Source organism: Thiomicrospira pelophila DSM 1534 (genome assembly GCF_000711195.1).
In the GTDB taxonomy this organism is placed as follows: Bacteria; Pseudomonadota; Gammaproteobacteria; order Thiomicrospirales; family Thiomicrospiraceae; genus Thiomicrospira; species Thiomicrospira pelophila.
The window spans coordinates 829130-847919 of sequence record NZ_JOMR01000001.1; the positions used below are offsets into that span (position 1 = coordinate 829130).

Sequence of the window (18790 nt, forward strand, 5' to 3'; positions counted from 1 at the left end):
TTTTAAGGCTGGAGTAGGCATAATTAACAGGAATAATAGTGATGCAAAAAAATACCATAAAGCCATCTGTTTTTATTATTGCTGAGGCTGGGGTAAACCATAATGGATCGCTCGATATGGCTAAAAAACTGGTTGATGTGGCGGTGGCAGCCGGCGCAGATGCGGTTAAGTTTCAAACCTTTAAAACCGAGGAGTTGGTGACTGAAACGGCCGAGCAAGCGGCTTATCAAACTGCTAACACGGGTGTTAAAGAAAGTCAGTTTGCGATGCTTAAACGGCTGGAATTAACAGAAGAAGATCATCATTTTTTGTTTGATTATTGTCGGCAACAAGGTATTGAGTTTATGTCGACGGCTTTTGATATGCCGAGTGTTCGCCTTTTGCATCAACTGGGTATGCGACGCTGGAAAATTCCTTCCGGTGAGTTGTTATCCATTCCTTATTTACGAGCGATTGCCACCTTAAATCAGCCGACAATTTTATCCACCGGAATGGGGGATTTGGATGAAATAAGTCTGTCCGTTAATACCTTGCTTCAGGCTGGTTTAGATAGGGAAAATCTTATCGTATTGCATGCGAATACGGCTTATCCAACGCCGTATGAAGATGTCAATTTGCGCGCGATGCAAACCTTAGCTAATGAACTTGGCGTATCCGTGGGCCTGTCGGATCACTCATTAGGTATTGAAGTGCCGATTGCGGCCGTGGCGCTGGGAGCTCAAGTAATTGAAAAACACTTTACACTGGATAAAACTCTGCCTGGTCCGGATCATAAAGCCAGCCTTGAACCCTTTGAATTGAAAGAGATGGTGAGTGCAGTTCGTCATATTGAATTAGCCATGGGGTCTGCGGATAAACAACCGTCAAAATCGGAAAAAGGCAATATTGCCGTCGCCAGAAAACGCATCGTCGCTAAAACTTTGATCCATCAAGGGGATCTTTTTTCGGAGCAAAATTTGACTTTAAAGCGAAGTGATAAAGGGCTGGAATCTAAATTTTGGGACGATCTTATTGGCAAAACGTCGGTCGCTACTTTTCAAGCGGGTGCGGGGATTGAAATTGAACAATAACACGTTACGAAAAATCTGCGTGGTGACGGGAACTCGGGCCGAATATGGCTTGCTGAGTCGGTTAATGGCGGCAATTCAAAATGCTGAAACACTACAATTACAAGTGATAGCCTGCGCGGCACACTTATCGGCTAAGCATGGTATGACAGTTAACCAAATTTTAGCCGATGGTTTTCAAGTCGATGCCGGAGTTGAAATGCTCGAGGACGGAGATGATGCCGTTTCGGTAGTTAAGTCGGTTGCAAAAGGGTTGATCGGGTTTGCCGATGCCTTGCAGCATCTAAAGCCGGATATTCTAGTGATGCTCGGTGATCGTTACGAAATGCTGGCGGCCGCGCAAGCTGCATTATTGATGAATGTGCCTATTGCTCATATTCACGGGGGCGAATTAACATTCGGAGCGGTTGACGAGTCAATTCGTCATGCAATCACAAAAATGGCCAGCCTACACTTCACGGCGACTGAACCTTATCGCCAAAGGGTGATACAAATGGGTGAACGGCCGGATCGAGTGTTTAATGTGGGTGCGCCAGGCCTGGATTTAATCCGTCACCTTAGATTGCTCACTCGAGTGCAATTAGTGACGGAATTAAATATGTCACTGAATTCACCGTTGTTTTTGATTACTTATCATCCAGTTACATGGGGTACAGCGGCCGGAATGGAGGCCTTGCAAAACTTGTTTGCTGCACTGGCAGCTTTTCCACAGGCGACGATTGTATGGACAGCGCCCAACGCCGATGTGCAAGGCGAAACCATGCATCAAATGATTAAACGGTGGTCGCACAACTCAATTTTAAACGTACATTTATTTGCTTCATTGGGCTCCGCGCGTTACTTAAGTGTAATGGCATTGGCGGATGTGGTAATAGGCAATTCTTCAAGTGGAATTATTGAAGCTCCGGCTATAGGCACACCAACCGTCAATATAGGTAGCCGACAACAAGGTCGGTTACGTTCACCCTCAATTTTAGATTGTGATGAATCCGAAGAAGGGATTCATCAATCGATTTGTAAAGCCCTGACTTTGGACTTTCAAAAATTGGCGGCTCAAAAAAACAGCGTTTATGGTCAAGGTAATAGTGTTGAAAAAATGCTAAAAATTTTAAGTGAAGTTGAGCTTAAGCACTTAAACACAAAAGCTTTTTATGACTTGGTCGATAAACCTCTTACTACACCTTCGAAGGATAGATTATGAATTTGCATGATTGGGTCTTGATTGCGGTTGAGCCAGAAAGCTCGGTTAAACACACATTAGAAGTGATGGATCGAGCCGCTCTGCAGATTGCTCTGGTGATTGCGACTGACCAAACTTTGGTGGGCACAGTAACCGATGGTGATATACGTCGTGGTCTCTTGGCGGGTTTTGGTCTTGAAAGCGAAATACAAAACGTAATGAATAAACAGCCTACGCTGGGCATGGAAAGTGAGTCGGTTTTGGTTTGGCAAAAACGCATTGCTAAACATCAATTACGCCATTTACCGATTGTGACTCAAACGAAAAAAATATTAGGCTTGTTTTATCAAAAGCAGACTCAATCAGCCTTACCTAATGCCGTGGTTTTAATGTTAGGCGGCATGGGCACTCGGTTACGTCCATTGACAGAGAATGTTCCTAAGCCCATGCTCCCGGTAGGCAATCAGCCAATATTGGAAACCATAGTGCGCCATATTGCAGAGCAGGGGTTTGAAGAGTTCTATTTCTGTATTAATTACCTAGGTCAACAAATACGCGATTATTTTGGTGATGGTGAACAGTTTGGCGTACGGATTCATTATGTTGAAGAAACTGAACGAATGGGAACAGCTGGCGCGTTATCCTTGCTACCTGAAAGATTAACGGAGCCATTTATTGTGATGAATGGCGACCTACTCACCAAGGTTGATTTGAAAGCCTTGTTGAAATTTCATCAAACTAATGACGACATCATAAGCGCCTGTATGCGCGAGTATTCGCAACAGGTACCTTATGGCGTGATTGAAATGGATGGTCACCAAATTAATCAGCTAGTAGAAAAGCCAATTTACCGTTATTTTGTCAATGCTGGAATTTATGCTATAAGCCCAGCAGTATTGAATTTAATGCCGCCTAATGAGTTTTATGATATGACATCTCTAATTGAAAAAGCCTTAGCGAATAATAAAAAAGTGGGCGGCTTTCCATTAACTGAATACTGGATGGATATTGGTCAAATGCCAGACTACCATCAAGCCCAAGCGGATTATGAAGTACATTTTCAGAAACGACAGACTTCAATACAAGGTTATTAACTTGTGACTCAAAAGCAAAACAACATACTAGCAATTATTCCAGCCAGAGCGGGCAGCAAGCGTTTGCCAAAAAAAAATATTATGCCTTTGGGTGGTTTGCCTTTAATTGCTTGGACAATTAAGTCGGCACTGGAAGCTCGGCTGGATATGGATGTGGTTGTATCGACCGAATCTGAACAAATCGCTAAGGTTGCATTAGAGTATGGTGCAGATATCCCATTTATGAGGCCGGATGAATTAGCTCAGGACGCCTCATCGAGTTTTGATGTAATCGACTACACACTAAAGACACTCGCGGCTTCTGGGCGTCATTATGATTACGTAATATTGTTACAACCCACTTCCCCTTTTAGGCAAAGCCAACATATTGAGGAAGCCTTCTTAATGTTGCAAAAGTTTAATGCAAACGCAGTTGTATCGGTAACCGAGCTTGATCACCCAGTTGAATGGAGTATGACTTTGCCAGACAGTGGCAATTTAGATGAATTTATCCATCATCATCTAACGCATCTAAAAACCCGTAGCCAAGATTTGCCAAAACGTTATCGTTTAAATGGCGCGATAAGCTGTGGACAAGTTAAAGCATTGCTTAGTAATCAAACATTTTATGTTCCTAGTGGTACTTATGCCTATAAAATGGAGCCTCAGTTTTCTGTTGATATTGATACTTTAACTGATTTCCAATATGCGGAATTTTTACAATCACGTCTTTAAAATAAACCTAACTGAAATCACTGGTCTGGTTTGTGCTTCAAGGTTGAAACTTAAAACTGAGCTTTTCCGAGGAATTTATGAACGACCTTCAACTATCACAGCCCAAGCACAACGCGTTTGGTGAAGCCTATTACGAAGAAATTAATAATCTTACATTTGCAAAACAGTCCTCAGAAACCGTCTTTAAACATTATTTTTCGAGTTTGCTTGATGAGAAAGAGCAGTTATTTATTGTAGTAGGTACTGATAGTGGGCTGCTTTATCAGTTCATTAAAAGTCAGCCCATAAAGCCTCATGTTAAGTTTGTTTTTATTGAGTTATCAAATGTGATACAGGCTTTAGGGTTAAGTATTGATCAAGATAACAAACAAATTCAATTTGTCGATGAATCGGTAGATTTTGCGGCATTTCATGAGCAGTTTGAAACCTTTGTTTACCGTAAAAAATACACTTTGATTAAAAGCTTAGCCGTTATGGATGCAACGCCATCAAGTGCCTACGAGCAATTATGGCAAGATATTGAAGCGCGCTTTTCAGCATTTAATCTTGAGGTGTTAGTGAGTCAGCGCAGCTCTCAGTTTGAGGATGCACGTTTGTATAATGCCGCGGATAACGTTCTGCCAATTATGAACTTAAAGAATAAGCTCGAAACTGCGACGGCGATTGTGTTGGGTGGTGGCCCAACCTTGGATGACGTGATTGACTGGATTAAAGGAAACCAGCAAAACTTAGTCATTTTTGCGGCCGCTAGGGTCGCACGACGTTTAGCGATTGAAGGCATTGTCCCCGATTTCTTTGTGTCGGTTGATCCGCACGATGTGAGTTTTGATAATTCAAAAGGAATTTTTGCCTTTGAGGATTCCACTGTCTTAATTAATGGCTATCACGTTAACCCCAAACTGCTCAGTCAATGGGCAGGTTTGTCTTGTTATATGGGGCTTAAATACGGTTGGAAAAATGATCGTTACGATGAAAATTTTGAACCGATTGGCCCAACGGTCATTAATACCGCCATACATGTTTCGGTTTATCTTGGGTGTTCAAATGTCATATTATCTGGCGTGGATTTTTGTTTTGCCAAGGGTAAGAGTCATGAATCTAGTAGTGATGAGGCTAAAGCGGCTTCACATTTGAGCCATAAGACTAATATTAAACTGGTTACCAATTCGGGTCAGCTTGAAACAACCGAGCCAACTTTGGCGAAAGCACGAGATGCGCTAGAGCACCAAGCAAACTTCTATCATAAAGAAAACCCCACCATTAAACTATACTCAACCGGGTTGCATTCAGCAAAAGTGGAAGGTGTTGAGTATTTAGACCCGAATTCTATACATTTTTTGAACCCTGAAACCAAGTCTAAATTAGCCGATTTGAAACAGTGTTTAGCGTTAAATCAACCGCAGCGCTTGGACTATGCGAAATTAACTCAAGAAGAACTTCAGCAACAGTTGAGAGCTTTTAAAGCGGTTGCTCGCGTGGCGGATGAAGCGCTAGGGTTGATTCCGAAACTGTATAGTGAAAAAGGTGCCGAGCCCAAGTTCAAGGTCATGAACAAAGTTCAGAAATTAAGAAAAAAAGTGAATCGTTTGGTGGGAGAAGATGGGGATTTATTGTTAAGTTATCAAGGTGAAAACTTTGCAGATACTTATACTCCAGTCGAACAAGATTCACCGCTGGACTCGGATGTAGTCACCACTCAGTTAAATGGTTTTTTCCAAGGTGTAAAGCAATCAACACAGCAGTTTGAAACGTTAATATTGAAAGCGATAGAACGAGTTCAGTTACGTATTGATGAGTTGGAGGACAAGGTAGCGTTGTCGGAGTTATTTAAGGCTTGGCAAGCCAGGGATGAGTTTGGGCGTGTAAAGCTCTGGTTAAACTGGCATAGTGGAAAAAGTTTGACTCAAGATGAGCAGGCGTTATTGCAACAAGCGCAACAAGCGTTTCAGCTGGAGATTGAAAAAACCGATACCAAGCAATTTCAAAACTTAAAGCGTTCAGCTCAGAACCTAGAGACCTTGGTAAGAAAAGTAACCGATGCGTTTAATCAAGCGAGCCCATCTCAGCTGGATATGTTGCTGCAACACGCCGCTCAGTTAGAAGACACTGATCAAAAACGTGACTTAAGCTACTTGATTCAAGGTATGCAGTCTGAACTGCAACAAAATGAAGAACAAGCGATAGGGTTTTTTAAACAGGTTCAGCTACCGGATTTAAAGTTACTGGCTTTAAAACGCATTTTAAACTTCGCGATGCAGGCGCAGCGATACGAAGAGGCCATGGTTACACTTGAAAACCTTTGTTTATTTTCACTAGACTACATGGTGTATTATTCGGATTTGTTAGCCCTATTAGGCAATGAGTCGATGGCGATTGAGGTATTGAAGATGTACTTGACACAAAAACCTGACAATATCAGCGCTTATATTAAGTTGGCACAACGTCAAATTAATGTGTCTGCAAACCAGGAGGCTCAGGCCAGTTTACAGAAAGTTTTAGCGCTTGATCCAGATAATCAAACGGCCTTGCACTTACTAAAGTCTTTATAAAACCAAGCTTCCTTCCTTTTAAAAGCGCCATTCGGCGCTTTTTTTATTTCTATTGCATTTTTCAGGCTAAATTTTACTCAAGTAATCGGCGTTAGGCCGTTAAATAAATTGAAGGCTGAAGATACAGCCTCAAGAAAAAATATAAAGATAAAAATATCTAACACACACAAGAAGGAAAATAGTCATGGCAATGGTTATTAATACAAATATGGCGGCTATGAACGCCGCAAGAATCCTAGATGGAACATCAAAGGATCAGTCAACCACTATGGAGCGTTTAACCTCTGGTTTGAGAATTAACAGAGCAGCGGATGATGCCGCTGGTATGGCCGTAGCGATCGGGATGACCACGCAGATTAAAGGTACCGACCAAGCTATCCGTAATGCCAACGATGGTTCGTCGTTAATTCAAACCGTTGATGGGGCCTCAGAAGAAGTGGTTAACATGTTGCAGCGTATGCGTCAGTTGGGGATTCAGTCTTTAACTGGAACCTATAGTAATGAAAACCGCGGTCAAATGAATGCTGAGTATCAGCAACTAGCACGAGAAATTGAACGTGTAGCACAGACGGTTAGGTTCAACGAAATTGCATTAATGAATAACTCTGCTTCTACGATCCAGCTTCACGTTGGTTGGGAAACAGGCGTAGAAAATAAAATTGTTTTATCTATGGTTGATTTTGCAAGTATGGCGGCACTGGGTGAGAACGTTTCAACGGTAGCGAATGCCTCACAAGCTATTAGTGTGATTGATATTAATCTAGCATCCGTTAAAACAGAGCGTGCTAAATGGGGCGCGATTCAGAACCGTTTGGATTACACCGTGTCAAATCTACAAAACGTAAACGAAAATATGAACAGTGCACGTTCCCAGATTCAAGATGCGGATTATGCAAAAGAAAGTGCCAACTTAGCTAGATTTCAAGTTTTACAGCAAGCGGGTATGTCCATGTTGGGGCAGTCAAACCAGTTGGCTCAGAATGTTTTGCAGTTATTGCAGTAAGTTTTTAATTAATAGAAGTAACGTTTTAAAAAGAGAGTGTCGCTGGGCCAAATAAAAACAACCAGGCCTAGTTATTAAAATTGTCACAAGGGAGAAACATCATGGCAATGGTAATTAATACAAATATGGGTGCCATCAACGCGAGTCGTATTTTGGACGGCACGCAAAAAGAACAAGGTACCGCAATGGAGCGTCTGACCTCAGGTCTACGTATCAATAAAGCGGCCGATGATGCGGCGGGTTTAGCGGTAGTAACCGGTATGACCACCCAGATTCGAGGCACAGATCAAGCGATTCGTAACGCGAATGATGGTGCATCATTGTTGCAAACCATGGACGGGGCGACCGAAGAAGTGGTAAACATGTTACAGCGTATGCGTGAGCTAGGGATTCAGTCTTTGAACGGTACTTACAGTGCCGATAACCGTACCCAAATGGACGCCGAGTTCCAACAGTTAAGTACGGAAATTACACGTGTTGCGAACACAACTCAGTTTAACGAAACTGACTTAATGAATGCGAACGGTACCGTGAGTTTGCACGTGGGTTGGCAGACAGGTGCGAACAATAAGATTAACGTCAGTACGATTGACTTTACTGGTCTAACAGCGTTAGGTACGGATATTACGACGATTGCTAACGCGTCATCGGCGATCGGTTCAATTGATGCCAACTTAGGTTCGATCAAGAACGTACGAGCCAACTGGGGTGCGATGCAAAACCGTTTGGATTACACCGTATCGAACTTGGCGAACGTGAATGAAAACATGAACGCAGCACGTTCACAGGTTGAAGACGCTGACTATGCACGTGAAAGTGCTAACTTGGCACGAATCCAAGTGTTGCAGCAAGCGGGTATGGCGATGTTGGGTCAAGCGAACCAGCAGTCACAAAACGTCTTGTCATTGGTGCGTTAAGTTTAAAAGCCGCTGGTCAGACTTTAAACTGGCCAGCCGGTTAAGTTGAGCATCTTAAGCGAGAGTGTAGGGTGTTGAACTTAACTTGATTTTCTTGTGTGTTAGCGGTCTTTATGGCCGCTTTTTTTATTTGTGCAAAAAAATAAAATTAATTAAATTATTCTAAAGTTTTAGTTAAAAGTGCCGTTTAACTAAATGAACATACAAGGGGTTGAACCTCTTTAAGAAAATAATTTCCAGTAAGGGAGAGAACATCATGGCAATGGTAATTAACACAAATATGGGTGCCATCAACGCGAGTCGTATTTTGGACGGCACGCAAAAAGAACAAGGTACCGCAATGGAGCGTCTGACCTCAGGTCTACGTATCAATAAAGCGGCCGATGATGCGGCGGGTTTAGCTGTAGTAACCGGTATGACCACCCAGATCCGAGGTACGGATCAAGCGATTCGTAACGCGAATGATGGTGCATCATTGTTGCAAACCATGGACGGGGCGACCGAAGAAGTGGTAAACATGTTACAGCGTATGCGTGAGCTAGGTGTGCAGTCATTGAACGGTACCTACAGTGCTGATAACCGTACTCAAATGGATGCCGAGTTCCAGCAGTTAACAACTGAAATTACACGTGTTGCGAACACAACTCAGTTTAACGAAACTGACTTAATGAATGCGAACGGTACCGTGAGTTTGCACGTGGGTTGGCAGACAGGTGCGAACAATAAGATTAACGTCAGTACGATTGACTTTACTGGTCTAACAGCGTTAGGTACGGATATTACGACGATTGCTAACGCGTCATCGGCGATCGGTTCAATTGATGCCAACTTAGGTTCGATCAAGAACGTACGAGCCAACTGGGGTGCGATGCAAAACCGTTTGGATTACACCGTATCGAACTTGGCGAACGTGAATGAAAACATGAATGCAGCACGTTCACAGGTTCAAGACGCTGACTATGCACGCGAATCGGCACAGTTAGCACGAATCCAAGTGTTGCAGCAAGCTGGTATGGCGATGTTGGGTCAAGCGAACCAGCAGTCACAAAACGTCTTGTCATTGGTGCGTTAAGTTTAAAAGCCGCTGGTCAGACTTTAAACTGGCCAGCCGGTTAAGTTGAGCATCTTAAGCGAGAGTGTAGGGTGTTGAACTTAACTTGATTTTCTTGTGTGTTAGCGGTCTTTATGGCCGCTTTTTTTATACCTAAAAAAATTTATTAAATTTTTTTAAAAAAATACTAAAGCTATAGTTTGGTCGGTCGTTAACTCTAATGAGGCAAAATAGGATCGCTTAGAATCCTTGTCTTTTTTATTAAAAAAGGAGAGTTATTATGGCTATGGTAATCAATACCAATATGGGTGCAATCAACGCGAGTCGTATTTTGGACGGCACGCAAAAAGAACAAAATACCGCAATGGAACGTTTGACCTCAGGTCTACGTATCAATAAAGCGGCCGATGATGCGGCAGGCTTAGCGGTAACGACTGGTATGACCACCCAGATCCGAGGCACGGATCAAGCGATTCGTAACGCGAATGATGGTGCATCATTGTTGCAAACCATGGACGGGGCGACCGAAGAAGTGGTAAACATGTTACAGTGTATGCGTGAGCTAGGTGTGCAGTCATTGAACGGTACCTACAGTGCTGATAACCGTACTCAAATGGATGCTGAGTTCCAACAGTTAAGTACGGAAATTACACGTGTTGCGAACACAACTCAGTTTAACGAAACTGACTTAATGAATGCGAACGGTACCGTGAGTTTGCACGTGGGTTGGCAGACAGGTGCGAACAATAAGATTAACGTCAGTACGATTGACTTTACTGGTCTAACGGCGTTGGCTACAGATATTACGACGATTGCTAACGCGTCATCGGCGATCGGTTCAATTGATGCCAACTTAGGTTCGATCAAGAACGTACGAGCCAACTGGGGTGCGATGCAAAACCGTTTGGATTACACCGTATCGAACCTGGCGAACGTGAATGAAAACATGAATGCAGCACGTTCACAGGTTCAAGACGCTGACTATGCACGTGAAAGTTCGCAGTTAGCACGAATCCAGGTGTTGCAGCAAGCGGGTATGGCGATGTTGGGTCAAGCGAACCAGCAGTCACAAAACGTATTATCGTTACTAAGATAATTGACTCGGCTTTAGGCGCTCTAATTATTAGGGCGCCGGCCTTTATAAATAAAGGAGAAGGTCATGGAAACGTCAGGACTTTCAAATAATATTGGGTATCGAAGTGATACTCCCGTGTCGCCTCAGGTTGAGCAAAAACCTAGACCCGCTATTGAACAAGTTGACAGGTCGAAATCGGCTAGTCAGCCTGAAGTCACCAAAACAGAGCTGTTGGAAGTTAATGTTGAACGTGTGAGTGATGCGCTTTCTCAATACGGATTAAGTGTTAACTTTGACCGTGATGCGGAAACCAATCGCCCGATTGTTCGTATAGTAGATCGCCAAACTGATGAGGTGATCAAGCAATATCCGAGTGAAGGGGCTTTGCAAGTAATGAAAAATATTCAGAACTATTTAATGCAACAACCGACATCCGGCATGGATAAACAACAATTGACAGGCGCCTTATTCAATGAAATCATATAGATGATAGATTTGTTAAGGAGTAATCACCATGAGCGAGTTAAACAAACTGGCTGCTACGGTGTCAAATCAAGTTTATACAAGTGCGGTAAAGAAATCGTTTAACGGCGATGATATTGGATACAATCCGACGCAGCCAGTTGACACGTTAAAAACTGCGTCGCCCAAACATAACGACAGTCGCGTGGAAAGTATGCAGGCGCCTGTTGATACAAAACAAGCTACGCCTGAGGAATTGGATCAGGCTATGCTAGCTGCAAATAATCAGTTAGAGAGTTTAAGGGCCAGCTATTTAAGGTTCGAGCGCGATGAGCTGACCGATAAAATGGTGGTTGCGATTAAAAATGCCCAAACTGATGAATTGATTATGCAGATTCCCTCCGAAGATTTTCTTCGTATTGCAAAAAATATTGATGCTTATCTAAAGCAAGTCAATAATGGATTGAGTGATAATCCAAGTTCAATACCTGTTGGTTTATTTACCAGTCAGCAGGTTTAACGGTTCCCTTGTGTGTTAGCGGTCTTTATGGCCGCTTTTTTTCAGTTGGATTTCTAAAGTTTCTAATTTAATGGTCGATAACTTTTATACAGAGTAAATCAACCAAGCGTTTGTGTTGGTATAGAAGTCGCTTAGAACTTTTGCAATAAACGCCCTGACCAGGAGAGTATCATGGCTAACGAAATTGGCACTACACTTTTAAACTCGCTAACAAGAAGTTCATTCGATGTTGGTAATATGGCTAAAGTCCTAGCTGAAGCTGACGTGGCAGGGCCGCTAAGTATTGTTGATCGAAAGTCAGAAAAATATAATACCGAACTGAATGCGTTGAAATATTTGCAAACAAATCTGACGGCTTTTAATAGCTATGCTAAAGAGTTAGCGTCCCCTAGTTTATTTTCACAAAACACCATAAACTCAACTAATGAAGCCGTCGTGTCTGCTTCAATAACGGGTGATGTCACTGCGGGTTCTTATAATATTGAATCGATGCAGTTGGCTCAGGCTCATACGGTTATTTCTGGTAAAACATTTGGCTCTCAGTATGATGCGATTTCGAATGGAACCATGACCATTAATGGCCAAGATATCACGATTGATGCGTCTAATAATACGTTGGAAGGGTTGCAACGCACTATCAATGCATCCGGTTTAGGTGTAACGGCATCGATTATTAACAACGGTGGTGGATACCAGTTGATGATGACCGCCAATGAAACGGGTGCCGCTAGCCAGTTCGATGTAACTGGGCATCCAGATTTTACTGGGGCGGATGCATTTGCGGCTGTGCCTGGCGCTGAAGGTCAGGATGCCATTATGAAATTAAATGGTGTTCAGGTAACGAATTCGACGAATTCATTCAGTAATGTGATTAGTGGACTAACATTTAACTTAAACTCTGAAGCCGTGGGTAGCACGCAGGTAGTGTCAATAGCTAATGACTCTGAATCTGTTGTAACGGCCATTAAAGATTTCGTGGACGTTTATAACCAGTTGGACACGATCTTAAAGGACTTGGGTTCCTATGATCCGTTAACCGCAGCTGAGATGGAAGATCCGGAAAAAGAATTTACGGGTGACTTAGCCGGTAATAGCTTGCTTAGAAATTTAAAGACTCAGATTAGAGAGGCAATGAGTGGCGCTTTAACAAGTACATCAGGTTCGTTTGACTCATTATCTAGTGTTGGGATTTCGTTTGATCGTTATGGTCAGATGCAGTTAGATGAAGCGCAACTTAACTCAGTAATGAGCTCTGATATGGATGCTCTGGCTGGTGTTTTTTCAGCCGGTGGAACCGCCACAGATAATTTGGTAAATGTGACGGGGGGATCCGCAAAAACGTTAGAAGGTAGTTATGCTTTAGATATCACGCAGGTGGCTGAAAGAGCCGTTGTGGCTGGCGACACTGCAATTGCAGCTGGTGGTGTGGATTTATCAGCGGCGGCACTCGCGGATAGAACATTCAGTATTAGTGTTGATGGTGGTGCTACTGTTGATATTACGCTTGCCGCACAAAACTATGCGAGCCCACAAGAGTTTGCGACAGCGATGTCCGACGCGATTAATGGGAATGCCGATATTATGGCTTCTGGTGCACGTGTGAGTGTCAGTTTGGATGGGACTAATAATCTAAACATCACATCAAACCGATTTGGCGCCGCTTCGTCAGTTGATATGTCAGCGTTTGCAGCAGCGGGTTATAGTGCGGCTGCAAACGATATTGGTCAGAACGTAGATGGTACCTTGACCATGAACAATGGTGCGACCGTCAATATTGGTGCTTATGCGGATATGAGTGATGGCCGCAAAGTGAACATCTCTGAGTTTGCGGTGGATTCATCAGGTGCTGCAGCCGATGTAAGAGGTCTCCAGTTTGATGTGCAGGGTGGCGCTTTGGGGCCTAGAGGTACTATTGACTATGTTGAAGGTTTCGGTAGTAAGGTATTTAACACTATTAATGATGTATTAGAGGCTGATACAGGTTTAATCGGTCAGCGCGTCAGCTCATTGAATGATCGTTTGGGTGAGCTTGAAGAGAAGCGTGAAAAAATTGATATTCGGTTCGAAAAAATGGAAATGAAGTATCGTATGCAGTTTTCTATGATGCAATCCATTATGTCGCAGATGCAGGAGACGCAAAGTTTTCTAACTCAGACTTATAACAGACCTGCGCAATAATTGATTAACCCCATAGAAATTTTAAGGATAGGGAGCTAAAAATGAGCTTGGCAATGCGTAATAAGTTCGCGCAACAGTATGCTAATAATTATGTTGAAACCGCGGTAGTGGAAGCTACACCTCATAAATTGATTAAGTTATTGTATGAGGCGGCGATTAAAAATCTAGGTGTGGCTAAGGTCTTTATTGAGCGTAAGGATTATGCCAAAAAAGCCGAGCATATTAATAAAGTTATATCCATCTTGCATGGCTTAAAAGCCGGCTTAGATATGGAAGTTGGTGGTGAAGTAGCAGAAAATCTATGGGGCTTATACGATTATATGGTTCGGCGCACTTTTGAAGCGTCGGCTAAAAATGATGTGTCGCTAATTAATGAGGTTGTAGATCTATTAAAGGATTTGGATGGGGCTTGGGGTGAAATGCCGGCGGATTACCAAAACCTGACTCAAGATCAATTAAAAGCCATGCGTCAAAAAAGAGTAGCTCAGTAGTGTCTCAATCGCATATCTCTGAACCATTAAAGTTGATCGCACATTCCCAAAATATGTTGGTATGCGCGCAGCAGGAACGTTGGGATGAGCTGCGTCGCTTAGAAACACAGTTTCAGCCAATGTTAGAAGCATTTTTCTCAAATACTGACTTGCCTGAAGAGAAGAGTCAGGCTTTGTCCGCTCAATTGCTTGAGCAAAATGAGCAAATACAGGCCTTGATAAAACAGGAGCAGAAGCGTATTCTTTCTCTCCAAAGAGCAGAAGGCCGTAATATTAAGGCGATGCAGCAATACCTTGAGACGCCAAAAAAATAAATTCATTTTATTCCAATTCTAAGTAATCTTTTAATTCTTGCTTGACAATATTTTGACACTTTTACGCTTTTTGAGGGTAGAATGTTTAAAAATTTCATTTGCGGCGAGAACATGTCTTTAAATCTATTTTCTACTTTGGTTGGTGAAAGTCAGCTTATGCAGCGCCTATATACGGCTATTAGCGAGCTGGCGTCTATCGATACGCCTGTTTTAATTTTGGGTGAATCAAGCACGGGTAAGGATTCTGCAGCACATGAACTACACTATGAATCTGCCAGATCTGCGGCCTTATTTGTGAGTTTTAATTGTGCGGCGATTCCGCATGAATTATTAGAGTCGGAAATTTTTGGTCATGTGCAGGGTGCATTTCAAGGCGCGATTACAGGTCGAAAAGGTCGATTAGAAATGGCACATGATGGCACTTTGTTTCTAGATGATGTCGATCATTTGCCCATGCCAATCCAATTAAAGCTACTTCACGCGTTGCAGCAAGGAGAATTTTACCCTGTGGGCGCTCATGTGCCTTTAAAAGTGAATGTTCGTTTGGTCGTCGGGGCGACCGATAACTTGGTTAATTTGGTGGATGATGGTTATTTCTCGGGCGCTCTTTACGCGCTGTTTCGTTCGCATACGTTACACATGCCACCTCTACGTGACCGCCCTGAAGATATTGAATCTTTGTTTCAAGTTTTATTCGCAAAAGTTCAAGCTGCCGATGTAGAGCCACCCATGCTAGATCCATTAGCGTTAAATGCACTAAAAGAATACGACTGGCCAGGAAATATTAGAGAGCTAGAATGTTTAGTTGAAAGCTTGGCGACGAACTTTGCCGGTAAGTTGGTTCGTCTGGAAGACTTACCGGAACGCTATCGCGAGCCTCACTCTAAAGATCAGTTGCCGCTTGGCTTGATTGAAGATGAGATGGCTTTTCTGTTGTCTAATCACTTTAATGATGATGAGTGTCATGCTTTTTTACCAGATTCGACTAATGAATTTGATAGTGTGCAACAAGCCTTTCAGGTACAAGAAGTACCAGGCCTGGTAGATATTCCGAGCTTTGACTTAAATGCTGGGTTGCCAATGAAAACCTATTTGCAGCAAGTGGAGTTGGAGGTGATTTGTGGTGCGTTACAAAAAACGAAAGGGAATGTGTCGCAAGCGGCTAAACTGTTGCAGGTGAATCGTACCACTTTAATTGAGAAAATCCGTAAACATAATTTGAAGGAGCTTTATATTGCTTAATCAGGTCGAAAAAGATCGTTTGGAGGAGTTGGAGCAAGCCTTTGCTTTATTTAACCAAACATCTGATCAGTTGACCCAAGCTTATGAAGCCTTGCAAAACCAGGTGGTTCACTTGCAGCAACAATTGGCCCAAAGTGACTCAGAAAAGCGACGGGTAGCGGATCGACTGGAACGCTTACTAACGCTCTTGCCCGCTGGCGTAATTGTGTTGAATGTGCACAATCAAATTATTGAAATGAATCCAAGTGCACAATCTATTTTGGGTGATGAAGCTTATGGTCAGGCTTGGAGCGAAGTAGTGAGGCGAGTTTTCTTAAGCACTAATGACGCGCAAGAATTAATTACACATAACAAAACTATATACCAGCTATCTCAAGTGCCTTTAGACACCACCTTAGGTAAAATTTTATTGATTCAAGATGTGACCTCGGCACGTCAGTTGCAGGATCATATAAACCGACACCAGCGTTTACGTTCGATGGGCGAAATGGCCGCATCACTTGCTCACCAAATTCGTACACCTTTGGCGGCCGCTTTATTGTATGTGTCGCAACTCTCATCTGAAGGTTTAGCGGAGGATAAGCGCCACAAATTTGTGAATAAGACCTTATTAAGTCTCAAACACTTGGATGGACTGGTTAAAGACATGTTGCAATACGCTAAAGGCGGTAGCGTTGGAGAGGCTTTAATTGAGCTGGATGGGTTGGTTGACGGCTTGCAGTCGGCTGTTGAGCAGCAAGTGGCCAATAGTGATAGTCAGCTAAGTATTCAAAATAAAGCACCAGGGCTGGTGGTTAAAGGGGATCATGATTCTCTTATGACGGCCTTGCAAAACCTGGTTGTTAACGCCATAGATGTCGTGCGAATGCGTGCTAACATTAATATTCGAATTCATGATAATGCAGATGGTTGGGTTGATTTGATTGTGTCCGATCAGGGGCCAGGCATTGATGCGGCGATTCAAGAAAAAATATTTGAACCTTTTTATACCAGTCGTGCCAAAGGCACAGGTTTAGGTTTGGCGGTGGTCAGAACGGTGGCTGAAGCGCATGGTGGAGAAGCTTGGGTGCGTTCCAAGCTCGGTCAGGGCGCGCAGTTTGGGATACGTTTGCCTTTGATTAAAGAGGATATGGTTAGATGAGTATTGCGAAGATTTTGGTGGTTGAAGATGATCCAGAACTTCAAGAAGCCTTAACGGATATTTTAATGCTAAATGAGTTTGAAGTACTCGCCGTCAGTTCAGCTGAAGAGGCCTTGGTCGCTTTAGACGACGATATTGGCATGGTTTTTTCGGATATTCGCATGGATGGCATGGATGGCTATAATCTGATGAAACGGATTCGTGCCTTGAAACCCTATTTGCCGATTGTGCTGATGACCGCTTACGGAACAATTGAGCAAGCTGTAGAAGCCATGAAAGAAGGCGCCGTAGATTATATGGTTAAGCCATTTGAAGCCAATGTGTTAGTGGAAAAAGCTAAAGCCTATTTTAATCGCGATGCCTCTTCAGCGGACGACTTCATTGTGGCCGATCCGGTGACGACACAAATTAAATTGATGGCTAATAAAGTGGCACAAAGCGAAGCGAGTGTCATGATTAGCGGCGAAAGCGGTACAGGTAAAGAGGTATTGGCGCGTTATATTCATCAACAGTCCGAGCGCCGTGATCAGCCATTTGTTGCGATCAATTGTGCCGCGATTCCAGAAAACATGTTAGAGGCCGTGTTGTTTGGTTATGAAAAAGGGGCCTTTACAGGTGCGATGAAAGCCATGCCTGGCAAATTTGAGCAAGCTCAGGGTGGCACCATTTTCTTAGATGAAATTGGTGAAATGAAGCCTGACTTGCAGGCTAAGTTACTACGAGTGTTGCAGGAGCGCGAAGTTGAACGTATTGGTTCGATGAAGTCGATTCAATTAGACTTGCGCGTGTTGAGCGCGTCGAATGTGGATATGAAGTCGGCTATTTCGGATGGACGCTTCCGTGAAGATTTGTTTTATCGCCTGAATGTTTTCCCCGTGCATTTACCGCCTTTGCGCGAACGCCCAAAAGACATTGCCGCGATTGCCGAAAAGCTCTTATGTCGGCGCTGTGCAAATGCACGAGTGCAACCTGTAATTTCAGCGCCGGCTTTAAAAAAATTGATAGAATATACATGGCCGGGTAACATACGAGAATTGGATAACGTAATCCAGCGTGCTTTGGTGATGATGGTCGGGGATGCGATTAATGAGCAGGATTTATTGTTTGATGGGGATCAACATCAACCTTCTGTTGCTGCCGAGCCGGCTAAGTCGAACGATATTCGAGTTTCTGAAGAGTCGATAGAGTCGGACACGGATTCCAACTTTGATTTAAAAGCTCGAGAAGTAGAGTTAATATTAACTGCTCTCAAACGAAATAATGGTCATCGTCAAAAAACAGCGGATGATTTAAATTTGAGTCCGCGTACCTTGCGTTATAAACTGGCAAGACTGAAAGAGCAGGGTGTTGAAATTTCTTAATGGCCTAATAAAAAATGTTTTATTGGCATATGAATTGCTGGTTATGTGATAATAATCAAACGCTTTTTAGCAAGTTTTATAGGGTTTAAAATTCAATGGACAAAGTCGATACTCAAAGTTTAATGTTGCAGATGCGTGCCTTAAGTGCGCAGGCTCAGAACCGTCCGGAAGACAACCAGCTTGTCGAACAGACAGGTGAAGCCAAAGCCCAAGGCTTTTCAGATTTGCTAAAGCAGTCGATTGAGTCTGTCAACAAGGAACAAGGTAAGTCCAGAGAACTTAAAGAAGCCTTTGAAAGTGGAGAAGAGGGGGCCGACTTAACCGAAGTAATGTTGCAAGCCCAAAAAGCCAGCCTCTCTTTTCAAGCTATGACTCAAGTCCGTAATAAGCTGGTGGAGGCTTATAAGGACGTGATGAATATGCCTATCTAA

The 18790-nt window shown here is 43.1% G+C and carries 18 protein-coding genes; all 18 read left to right on the forward strand.

What is annotated here, in order from left to right; all coding sequences use genetic code 11:
• Positions 1-41: 41 nt before the first annotated feature.
• The 18 genes from neuB (at position 42) to fliE (ending at position 18790) form a co-directional block, all read left to right on the forward strand.
• A complete protein-coding gene (gene neuB / locus N746_RS0103965) occupies positions 42-1070 on the forward strand; it encodes an N-acetylneuraminate synthase (RefSeq protein ID WP_029934082.1) in 1029 nt (342 codons plus the stop codon).
• Positions 1060-2268 carry a UDP-N-acetylglucosamine 2-epimerase gene (gene neuC / locus N746_RS0103970; protein WP_211245121.1) on the forward strand — a complete coding sequence of 403 codons (1209 nt, stop codon included), beginning with the start codon at positions 1060-1062 and terminating at the stop codon, positions 2266-2268. Before neuB ends, neuC begins: the two co-directional genes overlap by 11 nt.
• The gene (locus N746_RS0103975) at positions 2265-3341 is read left to right on the forward strand and encodes a nucleotidyltransferase family protein (protein ID WP_029934086.1); all 1077 of its coding nucleotides are present in this window, start codon (positions 2265-2267) and stop codon (positions 3339-3341) included. The genes neuC and N746_RS0103975 overlap by 4 nt, the downstream gene beginning before the upstream one ends.
• A 3-nt stretch (positions 3342-3344) precedes the next feature.
• On the forward strand, positions 3345-4055 hold the full coding sequence (locus N746_RS0103980) for an acylneuraminate cytidylyltransferase family protein (protein WP_029934091.1): 711 nt from the start codon (positions 3345-3347) through the stop codon (positions 4053-4055).
• Between the two features lie 77 nt (positions 4056-4132).
• A complete protein-coding gene (locus tag N746_RS0103985; protein ID WP_029934093.1) occupies positions 4133-6604 on the forward strand; it encodes a 6-hydroxymethylpterin diphosphokinase MptE-like protein in 2472 nt (823 codons plus the stop codon).
• 184 nt (positions 6605-6788) lie between these two features.
• Positions 6789-7607, forward strand: coding sequence for a flagellin N-terminal helical domain-containing protein (locus N746_RS0103990; RefSeq protein WP_029934095.1), 819 nt, complete (start codon positions 6789-6791; stop codon positions 7605-7607).
• A 101-nt stretch (positions 7608-7708) separates the two neighbouring features.
• Positions 7709-8524 carry a flagellin N-terminal helical domain-containing protein gene (locus N746_RS0103995; RefSeq protein WP_029934097.1) on the forward strand — a complete coding sequence of 272 codons (816 nt, stop codon included), beginning with the start codon at positions 7709-7711 and terminating at the stop codon, positions 8522-8524.
• Between the two features lie 256 nt (positions 8525-8780).
• Positions 8781-9596: a flagellin N-terminal helical domain-containing protein gene (locus tag N746_RS0104000; RefSeq protein WP_029934099.1), complete on the forward strand. Its 816-nt coding sequence runs from the start codon at positions 8781-8783 to the stop codon at positions 9594-9596.
• Positions 9597-9855: 259 nt separating this feature from the next.
• Positions 9856-10671: a flagellin N-terminal helical domain-containing protein gene (locus N746_RS0104005; protein WP_029934100.1), complete on the forward strand. Its 816-nt coding sequence runs from the start codon at positions 9856-9858 to the stop codon at positions 10669-10671.
• A 63-nt stretch (positions 10672-10734) separates the two neighbouring features.
• Positions 10735-11136, forward strand: a complete 402-nt coding sequence (locus tag N746_RS0104010) for a flagellar protein FlaG (protein ID WP_029934102.1) — start codon at positions 10735-10737, stop codon at positions 11134-11136.
• Positions 11137-11164: 28 nt separating this feature from the next.
• The gene (locus tag N746_RS10620; RefSeq protein WP_051678501.1) at positions 11165-11632 is read left to right on the forward strand and encodes a flagellar protein FlaG; all 468 of its coding nucleotides are present in this window, start codon (positions 11165-11167) and stop codon (positions 11630-11632) included.
• A 171-nt stretch (positions 11633-11803) separates the two neighbouring features.
• Positions 11804-13810: a flagellar filament capping protein FliD gene (gene fliD / locus N746_RS0104020; protein WP_029934106.1), complete on the forward strand. Its 2007-nt coding sequence runs from the start codon at positions 11804-11806 to the stop codon at positions 13808-13810.
• 41 nt (positions 13811-13851) lie between these two features.
• Entirely contained in the window at positions 13852-14301 is a 450-nt protein-coding gene (fliS, locus tag N746_RS0104025) for a flagellar export chaperone FliS (RefSeq protein WP_038125876.1), read from the forward strand.
• Positions 14301-14615: a flagellar protein FliT gene (locus N746_RS0104030; RefSeq protein ID WP_029934110.1), complete on the forward strand. Its 315-nt coding sequence runs from the start codon at positions 14301-14303 to the stop codon at positions 14613-14615. Before fliS ends, N746_RS0104030 begins: the two co-directional genes overlap by 1 nt.
• 111 nt (positions 14616-14726) lie before the next feature.
• Entirely contained in the window at positions 14727-15857 is a 1131-nt protein-coding gene (locus N746_RS0104035) for a sigma 54-interacting transcriptional regulator (RefSeq protein WP_162173029.1), read from the forward strand.
• Entirely contained in the window at positions 15850-16998 is a 1149-nt protein-coding gene (locus tag N746_RS0104040; RefSeq protein WP_029934114.1) for a sensor histidine kinase, read from the forward strand. Before N746_RS0104035 ends, N746_RS0104040 begins: the two co-directional genes overlap by 8 nt.
• Complete coding sequence (locus tag N746_RS0104045) at positions 16995-18359, forward strand: sigma-54-dependent transcriptional regulator (protein ID WP_029934116.1); 1365 nt, start codon at positions 16995-16997, stop codon at positions 18357-18359. Before N746_RS0104040 ends, N746_RS0104045 begins: the two co-directional genes overlap by 4 nt.
• Positions 18360-18454: 95 nt before the next feature.
• Entirely contained in the window at positions 18455-18790 is a 336-nt protein-coding gene (gene fliE / locus N746_RS0104050) for a flagellar hook-basal body complex protein FliE (RefSeq protein ID WP_029934118.1), read from the forward strand.

Excerpts from the sequence above, each read along its gene's own strand:
- N746_RS0104000 (WP_029934099.1), top strand. The coding sequence starts at position 8,781 with ATGGCAATGGTAATTAACACAAATATGGGTGCCATCAACGCGAGTCGT.
- fliS (WP_038125876.1), top strand. The coding sequence starts at position 13,852 with ATGAGCTTGGCAATGCGTAATAAGTTCGCGCAACAGTATGCTAATAAT.
- N746_RS0103975 (WP_029934086.1), top strand. The coding sequence starts at position 2,265 with ATGAATTTGCATGATTGGGTCTTGATTGCGGTTGAGCCAGAAAGCTCG.
- N746_RS0103985 (WP_029934093.1), top strand. The coding sequence starts at position 4,133 with ATGAACGACCTTCAACTATCACAGCCCAAGCACAACGCGTTTGGTGAA.
- N746_RS0103990 (WP_029934095.1), top strand. The coding sequence starts at position 6,789 with ATGGCAATGGTTATTAATACAAATATGGCGGCTATGAACGCCGCAAGA.
- N746_RS0104010 (WP_029934102.1), top strand. The coding sequence starts at position 10,735 with ATGGAAACGTCAGGACTTTCAAATAATATTGGGTATCGAAGTGATACT.
- fliE (WP_029934118.1), top strand. The coding sequence starts at position 18,455 with ATGGACAAAGTCGATACTCAAAGTTTAATGTTGCAGATGCGTGCCTTA.
- N746_RS0103995 (WP_029934097.1), top strand. The coding sequence starts at position 7,709 with ATGGCAATGGTAATTAATACAAATATGGGTGCCATCAACGCGAGTCGT.
- neuB (WP_029934082.1), top strand. The coding sequence starts at position 42 with ATGCAAAAAAATACCATAAAGCCATCTGTTTTTATTATTGCTGAGGCT.
- fliD (WP_029934106.1), top strand. The coding sequence starts at position 11,804 with ATGGCTAACGAAATTGGCACTACACTTTTAAACTCGCTAACAAGAAGT.
- N746_RS10620 (WP_051678501.1), top strand. The coding sequence starts at position 11,165 with ATGAGCGAGTTAAACAAACTGGCTGCTACGGTGTCAAATCAAGTTTAT.
- N746_RS0104005 (WP_029934100.1), top strand. The coding sequence starts at position 9,856 with ATGGCTATGGTAATCAATACCAATATGGGTGCAATCAACGCGAGTCGT.
- N746_RS0104045 (WP_029934116.1), top strand. The coding sequence starts at position 16,995 with ATGAGTATTGCGAAGATTTTGGTGGTTGAAGATGATCCAGAACTTCAA.
- N746_RS0104035 (WP_162173029.1), top strand. The coding sequence starts at position 14,727 with ATGTCTTTAAATCTATTTTCTACTTTGGTTGGTGAAAGTCAGCTTATG.